This window comes from Microbacterium sp. UBA3394, assembly GCF_002358725.1.
Classification (GTDB): Bacteria; Actinomycetota; Actinomycetes; order Actinomycetales; family Microbacteriaceae; genus Microbacterium; species Microbacterium luteum.
Genome location: NZ_DEPK01000144.1, coordinates 1 through 17,475 on the forward strand (window position 1 = coordinate 1; position 17,475 = coordinate 17,475).

Annotated in this window: 20 protein-coding genes; 10 read left to right on the forward strand and 10 right to left on the reverse strand. The window is 72.0% G+C overall.

Annotated features, from left to right (window positions below):
- Window positions 1-908 (forward strand): LLM class flavin-dependent oxidoreductase (locus tag B4E30_RS08490; protein WP_286794732.1); only part of this gene is annotated, 908 nt, incomplete at its 5' end.
- A 189-nt stretch (window positions 909-1,097) separates the two neighbouring features.
- On the opposite strand, the gene B4E30_RS08495 is transcribed toward B4E30_RS08490, so the two are convergent.
- The 3 genes from B4E30_RS08495 to B4E30_RS08505 form a co-directional block, all read right to left on the reverse strand.
- Window positions 1,098-1,487 carry a (deoxy)nucleoside triphosphate pyrophosphohydrolase gene (locus tag B4E30_RS08495; RefSeq protein ID WP_272872948.1) on the reverse strand — a complete coding sequence of 130 codons (390 nt, stop codon included), beginning with the start codon at window positions 1,485-1,487 and terminating at the stop codon, window positions 1,098-1,100.
- Between the two features lies 1 nt (window position 1,488).
- Window positions 1,489-1,992, reverse strand: coding sequence for a bifunctional nuclease family protein (locus tag B4E30_RS08500; protein WP_194384767.1), 504 nt, complete (start codon window positions 1,990-1,992; stop codon window positions 1,489-1,491).
- A gap of 70 nt (window positions 1,993-2,062) precedes the next feature.
- Window positions 2,063-2,566, reverse strand: a complete 504-nt coding sequence (locus B4E30_RS08505; protein ID WP_071044393.1) for a MarR family winged helix-turn-helix transcriptional regulator — start codon at window positions 2,564-2,566, stop codon at window positions 2,063-2,065.
- A gap of 122 nt (window positions 2,567-2,688) precedes the next feature.
- Between B4E30_RS08505 and B4E30_RS08510 the strand changes: the two genes are divergently transcribed.
- The 4 genes from B4E30_RS08510 to cydC all read left to right on the forward strand — a co-directional run bounded on the left by B4E30_RS08510 (window position 2,689) and on the right by cydC (window position 8,571).
- Entirely contained in the window at window positions 2,689-4,116 is a 1,428-nt protein-coding gene (locus tag B4E30_RS08510) for a cytochrome ubiquinol oxidase subunit I (RefSeq protein ID WP_194384766.1), read from the forward strand.
- A gap of 18 nt (window positions 4,117-4,134) precedes the next feature.
- Window positions 4,135-5,166, forward strand: coding sequence for a cytochrome d ubiquinol oxidase subunit II (gene cydB / locus B4E30_RS08515; protein WP_071044391.1), 1,032 nt, complete (start codon window positions 4,135-4,137; stop codon window positions 5,164-5,166).
- 73 nt (window positions 5,167-5,239) lie between these two features.
- The gene (cydD, locus tag B4E30_RS08520) at window positions 5,240-6,901 is read left to right on the forward strand and encodes a thiol reductant ABC exporter subunit CydD (protein WP_286794737.1); all 1,662 of its coding nucleotides are present in this window, start codon (window positions 5,240-5,242) and stop codon (window positions 6,899-6,901) included.
- Window positions 6,898-8,571 (forward strand): thiol reductant ABC exporter subunit CydC, encoded by a 1,674-nt coding sequence (cydC, locus tag B4E30_RS08525; protein ID WP_414683198.1) that lies wholly within the window; start codon window positions 6,898-6,900, stop codon window positions 8,569-8,571. Before cydD ends, cydC begins: the two co-directional genes overlap by 4 nt.
- 4 nt (window positions 8,572-8,575) lie before the next feature.
- On the opposite strand, the gene B4E30_RS08530 is transcribed toward cydC, so the two are convergent.
- From B4E30_RS08530 to B4E30_RS08560, 7 genes are read right to left on the reverse strand one after another with little or no spacing between them, the layout of a single operon-like run.
- Entirely contained in the window at window positions 8,576-10,126 is a 1,551-nt protein-coding gene (locus tag B4E30_RS08530) for an SDR family oxidoreductase (protein ID WP_286794739.1), read from the reverse strand.
- A gap of 58 nt (window positions 10,127-10,184) precedes the next feature.
- On the reverse strand, window positions 10,185-10,790 hold the full coding sequence (locus B4E30_RS08535) for a GNAT family N-acetyltransferase (RefSeq protein ID WP_286794741.1): 606 nt from the start codon (window positions 10,788-10,790) through the stop codon (window positions 10,185-10,187).
- 9 nt (window positions 10,791-10,799) lie between these two features.
- Window positions 10,800-11,930 carry a sulfate/molybdate ABC transporter ATP-binding protein gene (locus B4E30_RS08540; RefSeq protein ID WP_286794743.1) on the reverse strand — a complete coding sequence of 377 codons (1,131 nt, stop codon included), beginning with the start codon at window positions 11,928-11,930 and terminating at the stop codon, window positions 10,800-10,802.
- A complete protein-coding gene (locus B4E30_RS08545; RefSeq protein WP_286719779.1) occupies window positions 11,927-12,739 on the reverse strand; it encodes an ABC transporter permease in 813 nt (270 codons plus the stop codon). Before B4E30_RS08545 ends, B4E30_RS08540 begins: the two co-directional genes overlap by 4 nt.
- Entirely contained in the window at window positions 12,736-13,488 is a 753-nt protein-coding gene (gene modA, locus B4E30_RS08550) for a molybdate ABC transporter substrate-binding protein (RefSeq protein WP_286794745.1), read from the reverse strand. The genes B4E30_RS08545 and modA overlap by 4 nt, the downstream gene beginning before the upstream one ends.
- Entirely contained in the window at window positions 13,488-13,883 is a 396-nt protein-coding gene (locus B4E30_RS08555) for a TOBE domain-containing protein (protein ID WP_194384758.1), read from the reverse strand. Before B4E30_RS08555 ends, modA begins: the two co-directional genes overlap by 1 nt.
- Window positions 13,884-13,938: 55 nt before the next feature.
- Window positions 13,939-14,331 (reverse strand): TIGR03618 family F420-dependent PPOX class oxidoreductase, encoded by a 393-nt coding sequence (locus B4E30_RS08560; RefSeq protein ID WP_194384757.1) that lies wholly within the window; start codon window positions 14,329-14,331, stop codon window positions 13,939-13,941.
- Here B4E30_RS08560 and B4E30_RS08565 point away from each other — a divergent pair.
- The 5 genes from B4E30_RS08565 to B4E30_RS16590 form a co-directional block, all read left to right on the forward strand.
- A complete protein-coding gene (locus tag B4E30_RS08565) occupies window positions 14,330-14,464 on the forward strand; it encodes a hypothetical protein (protein ID WP_272872947.1) in 135 nt (44 codons plus the stop codon). The genes B4E30_RS08560 and B4E30_RS08565 overlap by 2 nt on opposite strands.
- Window positions 14,465-14,473: 9 nt before the next feature.
- Window positions 14,474-15,586, forward strand: a complete 1,113-nt coding sequence (locus B4E30_RS08570; RefSeq protein WP_194384756.1) for a ThiF family adenylyltransferase — start codon at window positions 14,474-14,476, stop codon at window positions 15,584-15,586.
- Window positions 15,583-16,821, forward strand: coding sequence for a gephyrin-like molybdotransferase Glp (glp, locus tag B4E30_RS08575; protein WP_194384755.1), 1,239 nt, complete (start codon window positions 15,583-15,585; stop codon window positions 16,819-16,821). Before B4E30_RS08570 ends, glp begins: the two co-directional genes overlap by 4 nt.
- Window positions 16,818-17,300, forward strand: coding sequence for a cyclic pyranopterin monophosphate synthase MoaC (gene moaC, locus B4E30_RS08580; RefSeq protein WP_194384754.1), 483 nt, complete (start codon window positions 16,818-16,820; stop codon window positions 17,298-17,300). Before glp ends, moaC begins: the two co-directional genes overlap by 4 nt.
- Window positions 17,297-17,475: molybdenum cofactor guanylyltransferase (locus B4E30_RS16590; protein WP_414683199.1), on the forward strand; the 179-nt coding region annotated here is incomplete at its 3' end. The genes moaC and B4E30_RS16590, both read left to right, overlap by 4 nt.

Sequence of the window (17,475 nt, forward strand, 5' to 3'; positions counted from 1 at the left end):
TCTTCTTCCGCGTGCACCACTTCGCCCGCCAGCAGTCCTCGCCGATGCCGCTCCTGGCGGCGATCGCCGCGCGCACGCGCCGCATCGAGATCGGCACCGGCGTCATCGACATGCGCTACGAGAACCCGCTCTACCTCGCCGAAGAGGCCGCAGCGGTGGATCTCATCAGCGACGGCCGCCTCGCGCTGGGCGTGAGCCGTGGCTCACCCGAGACCGTGGTGCGGGGCTACGAGGCCTTCGGCTACACCGGATCACGCGACCCTCGCGGCGCCGACATCGCCCGCGAGCACTTCGCGACGTTCCTGCGCGCCATCGACGGTGAGGGTCTCGCCGACGGCGACCCTGCATCGCCGTTCGGCGGTGTGGCCGGGAGGGCGCACATCGAACCGCTGTCGGAAGGACTGCGCTCGCGCGTCTGGTGGGGCGCGGGCAATCGCGAATCGGCGGAGTGGGCGGGCCGCACCGGCGTGAACCTCATGTCGTCGACGCTTCTCACCGAGGCCGATGGCACGCCGTTCGATCTCCTCCAGGCTGCGCAGATCGACGCCTTCCGCGCGGCATGGCGCGAAGCCGGCCATCCCGGAACCCCGCGCGTGTCGGTGAGCCGGTCCGTCTTCCCGATCCTGACCGCCGAAGACGCCATGTACTTCGGCGGCGCACAGGGCGGCGACCAGATCGGCGTGATCGACGGGATGCGCTCCACGTTCGGCAAGACCTACGCCGGTGAACCCGATGCCCTCGTCGAGCAGCTGCGTGAGGATGCCGCGGTGCAGTCGGCCGACACGCTGATGCTCACGATCCCGAGCCAGCTCGGCGTCGACTTCAACCTGCGGCTCGTGCAGAACTTCGCCACGCACGTCGCTCCGGCGCTCGGCTGGAGGGGTGCTCCCGCGGCCACGCGCGTCTGAGCCTCCGCGCCCACGCGCCTGGCCTTGCCCGAGCGTCCTGCCCGTGCGCCTCACCCGAGCCCCTCACGATGGTCGGAGATTCGGCCCGATGTCGGATGATTCGCGGCCGATCCTCCGACATCGGCGCGATTCTCCGACATCCACGGAGCCCCCGGGCGGCCGGGGGAGCCCGGGGGCTCCGGGGCGAGGTCAGGGGCGGGACAGGAGGCGGACGGCGGGGAGGTCGGGATCTGCCCACTCCAGCGACGGCAGGTCGGCCGGTGCCGTCCAGCGCAGCTCGTCGTGGTCGGTGCTGCTCTCGGGTGCAGCGTTGAGCAGTGTCGCTCGCAGGCAGACGAGTCGGATGCTGCGCCCGCCCACGACGGTGACGTCGGCCGTCAGCTCGCCGACCACTCTGATCTCGACCCCCAGCTCCTCGGCGATCTCACGTCGCAGCGCCTGCTCGGCCGTCTCGCCCGGCTCGATCTTGCCGCCGGGGAACTCCCACAGCCCTCCCGCGGAGCGGTCGGCGCGCCGACGGCACGCCAGCACGAGACCGTCACGCTCGATCACCGCCGCGACGACCTGGAGGACGGTCACCTCAGCTGCGGAAGTCGTCGGGATCGACATCGTCCAGGAACCGCTTGAACTCGTCGACCTTCTGCTCCGCCGCCTCGGTCTCCTCCGCATCGGCGAGCATGTCGGTCACGCCCGCCTCGTCCATGACGGCATCGGCGACCCAGATCGGTGATCCCGTGCGCGAGGCGAGCGCCACCGCGTCGGAGGGGCGTGCATCCACGACACGCGCGCCCAGCGCCGTGGTCACGGTGACCTCGGCGTAGAAGGTCCCCTCCTCGATGCGGGTCACCTCGACCCGATCGACCGCACCACCCATGCTCTCCAGGAGGGTCTTCATGAGGTCGTGGGCCAGCGGCCGAGGGGTCGGCGCACCCTCGACGGCGACGAGGATCGACGTCGCCTCCTGCTCCCCGATCCAGATGGGAAGCACTTTGCCGGCGCCCGGGACCTCGTCCACGGGCTTGAGAAGGATGACGTGCTGTCGCGAGGCGTCGAGCGCGACGCCGGCGACGCGGACCTGCACCATGGCGACCTCCCTGGATGGGCGTGGTGCCATCGTACGACCCGGCGGGCGAGACGTCTCGGGTGGGCAGTCGTCAGTCGACGGGCGCGTCCAGCAGGGTGCGCAAGAGCCTCGTCAGGGTGGCGCGATCGGCGTCGGAGACACCTGCCAGCACCTCGGCTTCGCGCTGCGCGAGCGCGGTCATCGCCGCATCGACGTGGTCGGCCCCGGCATCGGTGAGCTGCACGAGCACACCCCGTCCGTCGAGCGGATTGGCCTTGCGGGCGACGAAGTCACGGGCGACGAGGTTGTCGAGGCGGTGCGACATCGCGGCGCTCGAGATCATCGAGGCCTCGATCAGCTGCGCCACCGACAGGCGATGCGGCGGCTCGGCACGGCGCAGCGCCGCGAGCACGTCGAACTCCCACGCCGCCAGTCCCGCTCCCCGGAAAGCCGCCGAGCGAAGCCGCCCGAGGCGCAGCGCGACCCTTCGCAGCCGCGAGAACACGTCGAGCGGCGTGAGGTCGACATCGGGAAGCCGCGTCGACCACGCGTCGATCAGCAGATCGACCTCGTCATCCGGCCCCGCTTTCGCCATGGCTCGAACTTACCGAACTCCTTCGACGACGAGACATCTCGTCCTCTCGATGTTGTGTGGTCAGACCACACCCGGATATCCTGACGGCACCTGAACCAGCGCCCCTACCCGGAAGGTGCACCGTGGAACTGCTCGACCCCCTCCTCCTCGCCCGATGGCAGTTCGGCCTCACCACGCTCTACCACTACCTCTTCGTGCCGCTCACCCTCGGGATGGCGCTGGTCACCGCCATCTTCCAGACGGTGTGGCACCGCACCGGCGATGTGAAGTGGCTGCACCTGACGCGGCTGTTCGGGAAGATCTTCCTCATCAACTTCGCGATGGGCGTGGTCACGGGCATCGTGCAGGAGTTCCAGTTCGGCATGAACTGGTCCGCCTACTCCCGCTTCGTCGGCGACGTCTTCGGCGCGCCGCTCGCGTTCGAGGGGCTCATGGCCTTCTTCTTCGAGGCCACGTTCATCGGCGTCTGGATCTTCGGGTGGAACCGTCTGCCGAAGAAGCTGCACCTGGCGAGCATCTGGGCCGTCGTGTTCGGGTCGACCCTGTCGGCGTACTTCATCCTCGCGGCGAATGCCTTCATGCAGAACCCCGTGGGCTACCAGATGGCCGCCGACGGCGGACGCGCCGAACTCGTCGACATCGTCGCGGTGCTCACCAACCCGGTCGTCCTCGCCGCCTTCCCCCACACGATCACGAGCGCGTGGATGTTCGCCGCCGCCATCGTCATCGCCGTCTCGGCGTGGCACCTGCGCCGCGGCCAGCACCTCGAGACGATGCGCTCATCGCTGCGGTTCGGCCTGTGGTTCATGGTCGTCTCGTTCATCGGCGTCGCCCTCAGCGGCGATCAGCTGAGTCTGGTCATGGTCGAGACCCAGCCGATGAAGATGGCCGCCGCGGAGGCGATGTGGGAGAGCGCGTGCGGGGCGGATGCGTCGTTCTCGATCTTCTCCATCGGAACGCCCGACGCCTCGCACGAGGTGTGGTCGCTGCGCGTGCCCTATCTGCTGGCCTTCCTGTCGACGCACGATCTGAACGGCTGCGTCGAGGGCTTCAACGACCTGCAGGCGCAGTACGAGACGCTCTACGGCGCCGGCGTGGACTACATGCCGATCGTGTGGGTCACGTACTGGTCCTTCCGCTGGATGATGGGCCTCGGCGGCGCGGCGTTCCTCATCGCGATCGCCGGCCTGTGGCTCACCCGCAAGAACGCCAAGCGGGATGTGCCGCAGTGGGCGTGGCGCGTGGCGATCTGGGCCGCTCCGCTGCCGCTGCTCGGCAGCCTCGTCGGCTGGGTCTTCACCGAGATGGGCCGTCAGCCCTGGATCGTCTTCAGCCTCATGCTCACCGAGGACGGCGTCTCCCCCAACGTGCCGGGGTGGACGGTGCTGATCTCGCTCGTCGCCTTCACCCTGATCTACGCGGCCCTCGCGGTGGTCGAGTTCGGCCTCATCAAGAAGGCCGCGCAGAAGGGCCCTGACCCCCTGCCCGGCCCCGACGACCCCGATCCGAACGACGTGTCCGTCGAAGACACGCCCACGACCGTCTACTGAGCAAGAGCGGAGCACATCATGGATCTCGCCTACCTGTGGTTCTGGATCGTCGGCTTCCTGTTCGTCGGCTACTTCGTCCTCGACGGCTTCGACTTCGGCGTCGGCATGTCGCTGCCGTTCCTCGGCAGGAACGACGTGTCCCGACGACAGATCATCAACACGATCGGCCCCATCTGGGACCTCAACGAGACGTGGGTCATCGTCGCCGGCGCGTGCCTGTTCGCGGCGTTCCCCGAGTGGTACGCCACGCTCTTCAGCGGGTTCTACCTGCCGCTGCTGCTCATCCTCCTCGCCCTCATCGCGCGCGGAGTCTCGTTCGAGTACCGGCACCAGCGCGAGGGCGAGGAGTGGAAGCGACGCTTCGACGGGATGATCGTGATCGGTTCGGCCGTCCCCGCCCTGCTGTGGGGCGTCGCCGTCGCGAACATCGTGCAGGGCGTGCCGATCGACGCGGACTTCGAGTTCACCGGCACGCTGCTGACGCTGCTGAATCCCTACGGACTGCTGGGCGGGGCGACCACCCTCCTGCTGTTCTTCACCCACGGGCTGTACTTCGTGGCGCTGAAGACCGACGGCCCGGTGCACCGCGATGCCCGGTCACTCGCGAAGCGCTCGGGTCTGCTGACGGTCGCGGTCGCCGCGGTGTTCCTGGTCTGGACGATCTTCATCGCCGCCGGGCGGGAGGCGCCGCTGATCGCGGTCGTCATCGCCGGCGCCGGGATCGCTGCGGTCGCTCTCGTGATGTCGGTGATCTTCAACGCGCGGGACCGCGAAGGCTGGGCGTTCGGTGCCGGCGCGGTGACGATCGTCGCGGCCGTGCTGACGCTCTGGTTCGCCCTGTTCCCCTACGTCATGCCCTCGAGCACCGACCCCTCGTTCAGCCTCACGATCGAGAACGCGTCGAGCACCGACTACACCCTGACGATCATGTCGTGGGCCGCGCTGGTCTTCCTGCCGCTCGTGCTCGCGTACCAGGCCTGGACCTACTGGGTGTTCCGCAAGCGCGTGACCCGCGACGTGATCGAGCGGGCGTCGGTGGCCGCGCACTGATCCCCGTCGCCCGCGGGCCGCTCTCCCGGCGGGGAGCGGCCCGCGGCATCCGAACGAGTAGGGTCGAATCGACGTGAGCGACACAGGACGAGCCGAGCGGCGCACCCCTCCGGTGGACCCGCGCCTGCTGCGGTATGCCCGCGCCTCACGCGGTTTCTTCGCCGCGATAGCGGTGCTCGCGATCGCCCAGACGATCGTCATCGTGGGCGTCGCGTGGCTGCTCACCCGCGCGGTGACGGGCGTGATCGACGGGATGCCGTGGTCCGAGCTCGCCGCTACGGGCGCCTGGCTGGCCGGCGCGGTGGCCGTGCGGTCGCTGTTGCTGTGGGCGCGGGAGGCGGTGTCCTCCCGCGCTGCCGCGCGCGTGGAGTCGCAGCTGCGCGACGGCCTGCTCGATGCCGTGGACCGCCTCGGACCCGGCTGGCTCGCCGAACGTTCGACCACGGCGCTCGCACTGACCGCCGGGCGGGGTCTCGCGGCGCTCGAGGCGTATTTCGGGCGGTACCTTCCCCAGCTCGTGATGACCGCGGTCGCCACGCCGCTGCTGATCGTGGTGATGTGGTGGCAGGACGCGATCTCCGGTCTCACGGTCGTGCTGACCCTGCCGCTGATCCCTTTCTTCATGGTGCTGATCGGGCTGGCCACGCAGACGTTGCAGGCGCGGCAGTGGAGCACCCTGCGCCGCCTCGCCTCGCGATTCGCCGACACCGTGCAGGGGCTCGGAACCCTCAAGGTGTTCGGCCGCCAGCACCGCGCCGTCGCCTCCGTCGAGCGCGTCACCGACGGCTATCGCGTCGAGACGATGAAGGTGCTGCGCGTGTCGTTCCTGTCGGGGTTCGCGCTGGAATTCCTGGCGAGCATCTCGGTGGCGATCATCGCCGTCTCGATCGGCTTCCGCCTGATCGACGGCTCCCTCGCCCTCGGCGTCGGCCTGTTCGTGCTGCTGCTGGCTCCCGAGGCGTACCTGCCGCTGCGGCAGGTGGGCGTGCAGTTCCACGCCGCCGCCGAGGGGGTTGCGGCCACGACCGACGTGTTCGAGGTGCTGGATGCCGCCCGCGACCTCGACGCGCAGCCCGATGCCCGGGAAGCCGCACCGCGCGGCGGGGCGCTGACCCTCCGCGAGATGCGGGTGAGCCGCGGCGGCCGCCCCCTGGCTCCGGTGTCGTTCACCGCCGCGCCGGGCAGCGTGACGGTGCTGGTCGGCCCCAGCGGGATCGGCAAGTCGAGCGTGTTCGCCGCGCTCCTCGGCACGGCGGACTTCTCCGGTTCGGCGACGTGGGGCGAACGCGACGTCCGCCGTCTCGCCGCGTCGACGTGGCTCGCGTGGGCGGGCCAGCGCCCGGGACTGTCGGCCGGCACCGTCGCCGAGAACGTCGCGCTCGGCGACGAGGAACCGGATGCGGCGCTCGTCGGCGCATCCCTCACCGCGGCATGCGCCGACGACGTCGATCCGCAGAAGGTGCTCGGGGTTCAGGGTGCGGGGCTCTCGGGCGGGCAGGCCCAGCGCGTCGCCGTCGCGCGAGCGCTGTATCGTCGCGCACGCCTCGCTCTGCCGGTGGTCGCCTTCGATGAGCCGAGCGCCGCCCTCGACGCCGAGACCGAGGCGTCGCTGTGGCGCGCCCTGCGGGCCGAGGCCGACGGCGGCGCTGTGGTGCTGCTGATCTCGCATCGCGACAGCGCCCGTGCGATCGCCGACCAGGTCATCGACCTCGCCGCCGCGGAGGTGCCCGCGTGAACGCCGCCGACTCCCGCACCCGCGAGGTGCTGCGCGGGGCGATGCCACCGCTGCGTCGATTCTGGCCGGCGATCGCCTCCGGCTTCGCGTCTGAGGCCTCGGCCGTGGCGCTCCTGGCGGTGAGCGCATGGCTCATCGTGCGCGCGAGCGAGCAGCCCCCGGTGCTGTACCTGACCGCCGCCGTGGTGGGCGTGCGCTTCTTCGCCATCGCGCGCGCCTGCTTCCGCTACCTCGAACGCCTCACCGGGCACGACGCCGCGCTGCGGCAGCTGGCCACCACCCGCACGGATCTGCTGCGCCGCCTGGTGCCGCTCGCGCCGGACGGCCTCACCCGCACACGACGCGGCTCGGTGCTGTCGAGCCTCGTCGACGACGTCGATGATCTGCAGAATCTGCCGCTGCGCGTCGCCCAGCCGCTGCTCTCGTCGGCCATCGTCGCGCTCGGCGCGGTGGTGCTCGTGGCCGTCGTGGCGTGGCCGGCCGCCGTCACGCTGCTCGCGTGCCTGGTCACCGCGGGCTTCGCCGCGTGGGGGTGGGGATGGGTCGCCGGGTCTCGCTCCGAGCGCGACATCGCGCCCCTGCGTGGCCGCCTCGCCGACGCCGTGGTCGATCACCTCACCAATCTCGACGTGCTCGCCGCGTTCGGCGCGGAGCGAGGCAGCCGCGGGCGCGTGCGGGAGGCCGACCGCGCCCTGCGCCGTGCCGTCGTGCGGCGAGCCGGCGCCCAGGCGGGAACGGCCGCGATCGTCTCGCTGCTGGCCGGGCTCGCCTCACTCGCCGCGGTGTTCGCCACCGCGCCGCTCGTGACGGCCGGCACCCTCGAGGCCCCCGGTTTCGCGGTGGCCGTGCTCGTGCCGATGGCCGTGTTCGAGGTGTTCGCGGCGGTGCCGCTCGCCGCCGCATCGTGGCGGCAGGTGCGCGGCTCCGCGGAGCGCATCGCGGCGACCGTGCCCGAGACCGCACCCTCCGAACTCCCGCCCGAGCGGCACGCGACCGGCGACGCTCCCCCGCTGGGCGACGGACTGACGCTGCGCGACGTCTCGGTGAGCTGGCCCGGAGCGTCCGCGCCCGCCCTGCACGGGATCGACCTCGACGTGCGTCCCGGGGAACGCCTGCTCGTGGTCGGCTCCAGCGGCGCCGGCAAGTCCACCCTGGCGCACGCCCTGGTTCGGTTCCTCGATGTCGACGGCGGGTACACGATCGGCGGCCGCGACGTGTCGGAGCTCGCCCCCGACGACGTGCGCCGAACGGTCGGGCTGTGCGAACAGCATCCGATGCTCTTCGACGAGGACATCCGTCAGAACCTCGTCTTCGCGCGCGACACCGCGACGGATGCCGATCTCGAGGCGGTGCTGGAGCGTGTCGGCCTCGGCCCCTGGCTGCGGGAGCGCGGCGGTCTCGATGCCCGCGTGGGCGAGCGTGGCGCGCTCGTCTCGGGTGGGCAGGCGCAGCGCCTGGCGCTGGCGCGCGCGCTGCTGCGGGGCTTCCCCGTGCTCGTTCTCGACGAACCCACGGCGGGTGTCGATCCGGCGACTTCCGACGCACTGATGGCCGACCTGCTGCAGGCGACGCGCGACGACCAGGCGGTCGTCCTGATCTCGCACGTGCGCGTGCCGGAGTCGCTCGTGGATCGCACCGTTCGGATCGCGCACGGCGAACTGGTGCGATGACGGTTCACGTCGTGTCGGATGCGGCCTGAGCCCGGTCCTCCGCCGCGGCCGTGATGCGCGCGGCCATGCCGGTGAAGATGAGCCCGTGGAAGGGCAGCACGGCGAGCCAGTAGAGGCGGCCGGTGAGTCCGCGTGGGAAGAAGATGGCGCGCTGGTCGTACCGGGCGCCCTCTCCCTCCACGCTCGCACGCAGCTCGAGCCACGCCGCACCGGGAACCTTCATCTCCGCCCGCAGGCGCAGCAGCCGCCCGGGTTCGATCGCCTCCACGCGCCAGAAATCGAGTGCGTCTCCGACGCCGAGGCGCGCGCGGCTGCGGCGGCCGCGAGCCAGGCCGACGCCGCCGACGAGGCGATCCATCCAGCCGCGGATCGCCCAGAGGAGTCCCGCCGAGTACCAGCCGTTCTCTCCGCCCACGCCCTCGATGACGCTCCACAGCTGATCGACGGGAGCATCGGTCATCGCCGTGCGCGAATCGGTGAAGACCGTGCGGCCTGCCCAGTCGGGGTCGCTCGGGAGCGGGTCGCTCGGCACCCCGACGAGGTCGGCGTCGCGCCAGCTCGTCTCGACCTGGTCGGAGTCGACGCGGCCGAGGGCCAGTCTCACCGCGTCGCGATACGGGGTGAGGCCCTCGTCCGGACGCGGGATGAGGTTGTCGACGTCGTCGTTCTTGACGACGCACTCGTTCTGCAGCGATGCCACCAGGGGGCGCGCGATGGACGCGGGAATGGGGGTGACCAGGCCCACCCAGTGGGAGGCGAGCCCCGGCGTGAGGACCGGCAGCGGAGCGATGGCGCGCTGCGGCAGCCCCGCCTCGACCGCGTAGCCGTTCATCATCTGGCCGTAGCGCAACACATCCGGCCCGCCGATGTCGACCGCCCGATTGACCTCGTCCGGGATGCGGGCGGCACCGAGCAGGTAGTGGAGCACGTCACGCACCGCGATCGGCTGGATGCGGTTGCGCACCCAGCGGGGCGCCGGCATGTACGGCAGCACCTCGGTGAGGTGGCGCACCATCTCGAACGACGCCGACCCCGCACCGATCACGACTCCGGCCTGCAGCACCAGCGCGGGCACCGTGCTGTCGAGGAACGTCTCCCCCACCTCCACGCGAGACCGCAGGTGCGGCGAGAGATCCACGCCCTCGGGATGCAGCCCGCCGAGATAGACGATGCGCGAGACGCCCGCCTCCTCCGACGCGCGCACGACGGCGTGGGCTGCGCGCCGATCGGCGTCTTCGAAATCGCGCCCCGCCGACATGGAGTGGATCAGGTAGTACAGCACGTCGGCGTCGGCGGCCGCCTCGGTGAGCGCATCGACGTCGGTCGCCGTTCCCTCCACGACCTCCACCCGCTCGCCCCACGGGAAGGCCGCGACGCGACGCGCGTCTCGGGCGAGCAGGCGCACCCGGTATCCGGCCGCGAGCAGCCGCGGCACGAGGCGACCGCCGATGTATCCGGTGCCGCCGAGAACCAGGGCGCGCGGGGGGCTGCCATCGGCGCGAGGCTCAGCCTGCAGCGCGGGTTCACGGCCGGTCGGCGAGGAGAGATCGTCCATGATCGCGAGGCTACGCGGCGGCATCCTCTCGCGACGAGGGCTTGACGAAGGCTCCGCCTCACCGATCCGCGAGGTCGATGGCGAACGCCTGCACGCCGTCGTGCGACGGCAGGGGCGTGAACCCGAGGCGCCGGTAGAAGGCGAGGGCGCCCGCGTTCTCGGCGCTCGCGACCAGGTGCACACCCGTCACCCCGCGCTCGCGCAGCGCGCCGATAAGCGTGTCGACCAGGCGCCTTCCCCACCCCTGCCCCTGCGCCGCCGGGAGCAGGTCGATGTGGAGGTGGGCCGGATGCGCGTCACCGTAGGGTTCGGCCCCGGCCCGGCGATTCGCGGCGTAGCGCAGGATCTCCGCCTCGCGCTCATCAGCGGGCGGAGACGCCGTCCAGGCTCGTCCCCGCACAGGCCACCAGTGATCGTGGAACCACTCCTCGAACGCCCGAGTGTCGGGCGCGCAGACGATGTACCCGACCGCGACGTCGCGATCGTCGACGACGACGAACGCGAGATCCGGATGCCGCTCGACGTACGGCAGCACGAAGATCGCGGGCCAGATCGCGTCATCGCTCAGCACGCCGGTCGCATCCGCACCCGCTTCGGCGGTCCGCACGCAGATCTCGGCGACGGCGTCGCGATCAGACGGTCGGTACGCGCGGATGCCGCTCATCGCGTCAGGCTACCCCGGTGCGCCGTCTGCGCTCATCGGCACCAGGCGGATGCTCGAGGCGTCCACACTCAGACGCACCTCGCCGCCGACGTCCAGCCCACGATCGGCAAGCACCTCCACGTCGACCTCGACGGCGACATCCGGCGCCGTCGTCTGCACGAGTGCGCCGAACGGCGACGGCTCCACGCGCGCGATCCGTGCGGTCCACGCCATCTCCCTCTCCGCCGCTCCGTCCGCGGCGAGGGCGCGGACGTCCTCGCGTCCCATCGGTCGAAGGCGCACGGCGCCCGGGCGGAAGACGGCGCTCGCCCGGCCGTCGGCGACCGCCGGCACGGCCAGCTGCAGCATCCCCGTCTCGTCGCGCCACGCTCCGGCGCGCACGATGCCCGGCACACGATCAAGCCCTGCCACCGCCGCGACGAAACGCGTGGCCGGCGCGCGGAGCACCTCCGCGACCGTGCCGGACTGCACGACAGTGCCGTCCTCGACGACGATCACGCGATCCGCCAGGGCCGCCGCATCGACCGCGGCGTGCGTGACGACGATCGTGGTCGCCCCGACGGCACGCACCTGGTCGCGGAGCACGCCGCGGATCTCGGATGCCGTCTCGACGTCGAGTCCGGTGAGGGGTTCGTCGAGCAGCACGACCTGCGGGGCGGCGGCCAGCGCGCGGGCCAGGGCCGCCCGCTGCTGCTGCCCTCCGGAGAGGTCCGCGGGACGCCGCAGGCCGAGGCCGGAGAGGCCGACACGGGAGAGCCAGTCCTCCGCGCGACGCCGGGCGTCGGCGCGGGAAACCCCTCGCGAGCGAAGGGCGAAGGCGACGTTGTCGCGGGCGGAGAGATGCGGGAACAGGAGCGGATCCTGACCGAGCAGCGCGACGCCGCGACGAGCGGGAGGCACGCGCAGTTCCGGCGACGACACGAGCCGGTCGCCGATGCGCACGTGCCCCGCGGACAGACGGTCGAGACCGGCGAGCGCCCCGAGCAGCGTCGATTTCCCCGCTCCGCTCGGCCCGAGAACCGCGATCGTCTCCCCCGGCGACGCGCTCACCGCGGCGTCGAGCACGAATCCGCCGGCCCGCTCCACGCGCACCTGCGCGTCGAGCGCGGTCCGCGTCGCCGACGCGGCGGCGTCGGTCATCGCGTCGCTCCCGGCCGCCACCCGCGCACGAGCAGAAGCACCGCGACCGCAGTCAGCAGCAGCAGCAGCGACAGCGCCACCGCCGTCCCCTGGCCGACGCCGGAGCCGTTGAAGGCGGTGTAGATCGCGAGGGGCATGGTCTGGGTGATGCCGGGCGCGTTCCCGGCGAAGAGGGCCGTCGCGCCGAACTCACCGATCGCGCGGGCGAAGGCGAGCACGACCCCCGCGACGATCCCGGGCAGAGCGAGCGGCAGGGTGACGCGCCAGAGGATGCGCCACCGACCCGCGCCGAGCGTGGCGGCGACGGTCTCGTAGCGTGTGCCCGACGTGCGCAGGGCCCCTTCGAGCGCGAGCACGAGGAACGGCAGGGCGACGAAGGTCTGCGCGATGACGACCGCGCCGGTCGTGAACGGCAGGGACACTCCCCACTGCGCGAGAGCAGCGCCCACGGGCCCCGACCGCCCGAAGAGGTAGAGCAGCGCGACGCCGCCGACCATCGGGGGAAGGACGAGGGGCACGGTCACGATCGCGCGCAGCACACCCGCCAGGCGATCGCCGGCCCGCGCGATCACGAGGGCGAGGGGGATGCCGAGCACGACGCAGCACGCCGTCGCGAGCAGCCCCGTCTGCAGCGACAGCAGCAGCGCGGCGACAGCCGCCTGCGATGAGATGTCGGTCCACAGCGTGGACCATTCGACGCGACCGACGAGCGCCGTGAGCGGGATCACGAGAAGGGCCAGGCCCAGCACGGCGGGAACGGCCAGGAGCGGAGGCAGGAAGCCTTCGCGAGGCGCCGCGCGCGGCGTCACGGCGCGCCGAAGCCGTGCTCGTCGAGGACGTCGCGTCCCGCCTCGGAGAGCACGTACGCCACGAACAGCGCAGCGGCGGAGGCATCGGATGCACCGGAGAGCGGAGCGATGGGATACCTGTTGACGACGTCGGCGGCCTCCGGCGGCACGATCGCCTCCACGGCGTCCTCCGCCGCCGCATCGGTCCGATAGACGAATCCCGCATCGGCCTCGCCCGCGGCGACCTTCGTGAGCACGGCGGTGACGTTCTGCTCCTCGCTCACCGGCGTCACGGTCACCCCGGCCGACTCCAGAAGAGCCGCCGTCGCCGCGCCGCAGGGCACCTCGACCGCGCACTGGACGACGGCCGTCGCGGGGTCCGCGAGATCGGTCAGTCCGGTGACGTCACCGGGGTTGCCGGCGGGCACGGCGATCACGAGGGTGTTCGTCGCGAAGATCTGCGGTTGCTCGGCGGTGACCCCGGCCGCCTCGACATCGGCCATGGTCGCCTCGTTCGCGGAGGCGAACACGTCGGCGGGAGCGCCCTCGACGATCTGCGTGGCCAGTGTGCTCGACCCGTCGTAGACGATGGGCTCGACGTCGATCTCGGGGTGAGCGAGCTCGAAGCCCTCCGCCAGCTCGTCGAAGGCGGCCTGCAGCGACGCGGCGGCGTACACGCGAACGGACGTCTGCTCGTCGGCTGGAGCAGCGGTGCATCCGGCGAGGAGCGCCACGGAGGCGACCGCCGCAAGGAGAGCGAACCGGCGCATCAGCCCTCCCGCGGGGTCTCGACGATGACATTGGTCGCCTTCACGACCGCGACGGCGAGGGACCCGACCGCGAGACCCAGCTCCTCCGCGGCCTCGCGCGACAGCAGCGAGACGACGCGGTGGGGTCCCGCCTGGATGTCGACCTGCGCCATGATGCCGTCGACCTCGATCCGCGTGACCAGTCCGACGAAGCGGTTGCGGGCGCTGCGGGCGACGCCGGTGGGGTCCTCCGCGCCTCGAGCGATCTCGACCGCGAGCGCGGCGAGGTCGGCGCCGTCTACGCGCGCGGGCGCCTCACCGGTTGTCGAGAGGCGACCGGCATCGATCCAGCGGCGCACGGTGTCGTCGCTGACTCCGAGGAGGGAAGCTGCCTCAGATACCCGAAATGCGGTCATTCTGCCACACTATCACCGCAAGTGCGCCTATTCAGCGGGCTCAACGAAGCGAAGGTCACTCCTCATAGGCGCGCGCCCAGGCCTTCGTCGGCTCGATGAGCCACACCGCGAGCCCGGTCCGCATGCCATAGGGCTCACCCGTGTAGAGACGTGCGATGCGGTCGACGGAGGCAAGGGCGTCGTCGCCTTCGATGCGCTCCACCGCGGTGCCGCGGACGAAGGCCATCGAGTAAGGGTTGTCCGCGGCTGTGACGGAGACAGCGACGCGAGGGTCGTGACGGAGGTTGCGGTCCTTCAGCGTGTCGGTCTCGGTGAACAGCGCGAGACGCTCGCCCTCGACGCCGACCCACAGGGGCACAGAGTGCGGCGAGCCATCCATCATCAAGGTGGCAAGGTGCGCGATCGCGTCGGTCTCGAAGTACGGCTTCACCGTGGTCCAGTCGATCATGCCCTCTGAAACGTCTGCGGCAGGGGCCGGCATTCCGTCCGGTGCGGGCGGGCTCGGGATGCTGCTCGACCGTCGCGTCGAGGAGCCTCACCTCCTCGTGCCGGGGCCGATCCGCGCCGACGATCCGGCGTAGCGTGGTGTCATGACGTTCCCGCCCCTCGTGGCACCGGTCGACGCGCTCACCGACGACGAGGCCGTGCGCACCGCGCGGCACCGTGCTCTCCCGCAGGTCGGCGATGCCGGGCAGCGCCGACTGGCGGCCGCCCGCATCGCCGTCGTCGGCGCCGGCGGACTCGGCAGTCCCGTTGTTCTCGCCCTTGCCGCGGCCGGCGTCGGCTTGCTGCGCATCATCGACGACGACGTGGTCGAGCTGTCGAACCTGCAGCGCCAGGTCATCCATGACCTCGACGCGGTCGGCACGGCGAAGGCCGAGTCTGCCGCCCGGCGCGCACGCGCCCTCTCGGGCGCCATCACGGTCGAGACCGCCGCTGAGCGTCTCGACGACGGCAACGCCGCGCGACTGCTCGCCGACTGCGATCTCGTGATCGACGGCAGCGACTCCTTCGCGACCCGGGATGCGGTCGACGCCGCCTGCGCCGAACTCGGCGTTCCCCTCGTGTGGGGATCGGTGCTCGCGGGATTCGCGCAGGTGACGGTCTTCTGGGCGGCGCCGCCCGCTCCCGCCGAAGGCGTGCGCCTGGCCGACCTCTTCCCGCCCGGCACCGCGGGTGAGCCGCCGAACTGCGCGTCCGCCGGTGTGCTCGGCCCCCTGTGCATGCAGGCCGGCGCGCTGATGGCGACCGAAGCGGTGAAGCTCGTGATCGGTGTCGGAGAGCCGCTGCTCGGTCGCATCTGCATCATCGATGCGTTCGGCGCTCGCCAGCGCGAGATCCCCCTCCGGTCGCGGCCGGCCGCGCCGCAGCCTTCGAGCGCGGCGAGCCGAGCCCCTCGGATCAGCGCCCCGGCGCTCCGCCGCGAGCTCGCGGCGGGTCGCGTCGCGCTCCTGCTCGATGTGCGGGAACACGACGAGTTCGCCGATGGGTGCATCGACGGAGCCGTGAACGTCCCGCTCGACCGCGTGCTGGGCGACACCACGGTGGTCGAGGCGGCATCGGTGGTCGTCGTGTGCGAACGCGGCGCCCGCGCCGAGACAGCCGCTGACGCCCTCCGGGCCACCGGCGTCGAGGCGACGGTGCTCGACGGCGGCATGGCCGCGTGGCGGGCCGCCACGCGGCGACTGGCGAGCGTCTCATGAACGCGCTGATCAGCGTCGAGCAGCACCGCGCCCGCATCCTCGACGCGCTCGATCCGCTCCCCGTCGAGACCGTGTCCGTGGGCGCGGCCGGGGGGCTCGTGGGCGCGGTCGACGCTCGCGCCGCCCTCGACATCCCCGTCTTCGACAACTCCGCCATGGACGGATTCGCCGTGCGCACGGATGACCTCGCTCATGCCACCGCCGAGACGCCGGTGGCTCTGCGCGTGGTCGCAGACCTTCCCGCCGGTTCGAGCGACGACCCGCAGCTCCGTTCCGGCGAGGCGGCGCGCATCATGACCGGCTCGGCGGTGCCGAGCGACGCCGACGCGGTCGTTCCGGTCGAACACACCACGGCAGGGCTCGCCGACTCGCTCACGCGCACCGAGGTCACGATCGCCCCCACGCGCGGGCAGCACATCCGACGTCGAGGCACCGATCTCGTCGCCGGAGACATCGTCGTGCGCGCGGGTGAGGAACTGACCGGCTTCCGGCTGGCGGCGCTGGCGGCAGCCGGGATCGCCGAGGTGGTCGTGCGCCGCCGCGTGCGGCTGGCCATCGTCTCGACCGGCAGCGAACTGGTCTCCGCGGGGGATCCGCTACGGCGCGGCCAGATTCCCGAATCGAACAGCGTCCTGCTCGGAGGGCTCGCGACGGAGGCGGGCGCGCAGGTGGTGCACACCGGGCGCGTGGCAGACGACGCCGATGCCTTCCGCGCGACCCTCGCCGCAGCCGCCGACGCCGGGGCCGACGTGGTCGTGTGCACCGGCGGCGTGAGCGTGGGCGCGTACGAAGTCGTCCGCGACGTGCTCGAAGGCGACCGCGTCCGATTCGACAAGGTGGCCATGCAGCCGGGCAAGCCGCAGGGCTTCGGCGTGCTCGACAGCGGCATCCCCGTCTTCTGCCTGCCGGGGAACCCCGTCAGCGTCGCGGTGTCGTGGGAGACGTTCGTGCGGCCCGCGCTCCGGCACCTCCAGGCGTGCCGCGAGCTCGATCGCACCCTGGTCGCCGTTCCCGCCGCGACGGGATGGCGCACGCCTCCCGGACGCCGGCAGTACCTGCCCGCCGCGCTCGACCGCACCGATCCGGGTGCGTGGACGGTCCGCCCGGCGACGGCGGGCGGATCGGGCTCCCATCTTGCAGGCGGCCTGGCGCAGGCGGAGGCGTACGCCGTCGTGCCCGCGGAGGTCGAGGCCGTCACGGCGGGCGACCTCGTGACTGTCATGCTGGTCTCATGAGCGAGCAGCCCTTCACCCACCTCGACAGCGACGGTCACGCACGCATGGTCGATGTCACCGAGAAGCAGCCCACCGTGCGCGCGGCCACCGCGAGCGGATTCGTCCGCTGCTCGGCGTCCGCCGTCGCGGCCCTGCGCGATGGATCGGTGCCGAAGGGAGACGTGCTCGCCGTCGCCCGCATCGCCGGGATCGCCGGCGCCAAGCGCACGGCCGACCTCCTCCCCCTGGCCCACATCATCGGCGTGCACGGCGCGGTCGTCGACCTCGAGATCGTCGACGAGGGCGTGCAGATCCGAGCGACGGTGCGAACGGCCGACCGCACCGGTGTCGAGATGGAGGCGTTCACCGCCGTCTCGGTGGCGGGCCTGTCGATCGTCGACATGCTCAAGGGCATCGACCGTCTCGTGCAGCTGGAGAACGTGCGCCTCGAGGCGAAGACCGGTGGCCGATCCGGTGCGTGGAGCCGCGCGGAGGCATGACGTCCCCCTCCCTCGATGCCATCGTGCTGGCCGGCGGCCGCGCGACACGGTTCGGCTCGGACAAGGCCGCGGCGACGATCGATGACGAGACGCTCCTGCAGCGCGTGGTGGATGCCGCGCGCCGCGCGGGCGCCGTCCGGGTCGTCGTCGTCGGCCCGCGACGCCCGCTGCGGGC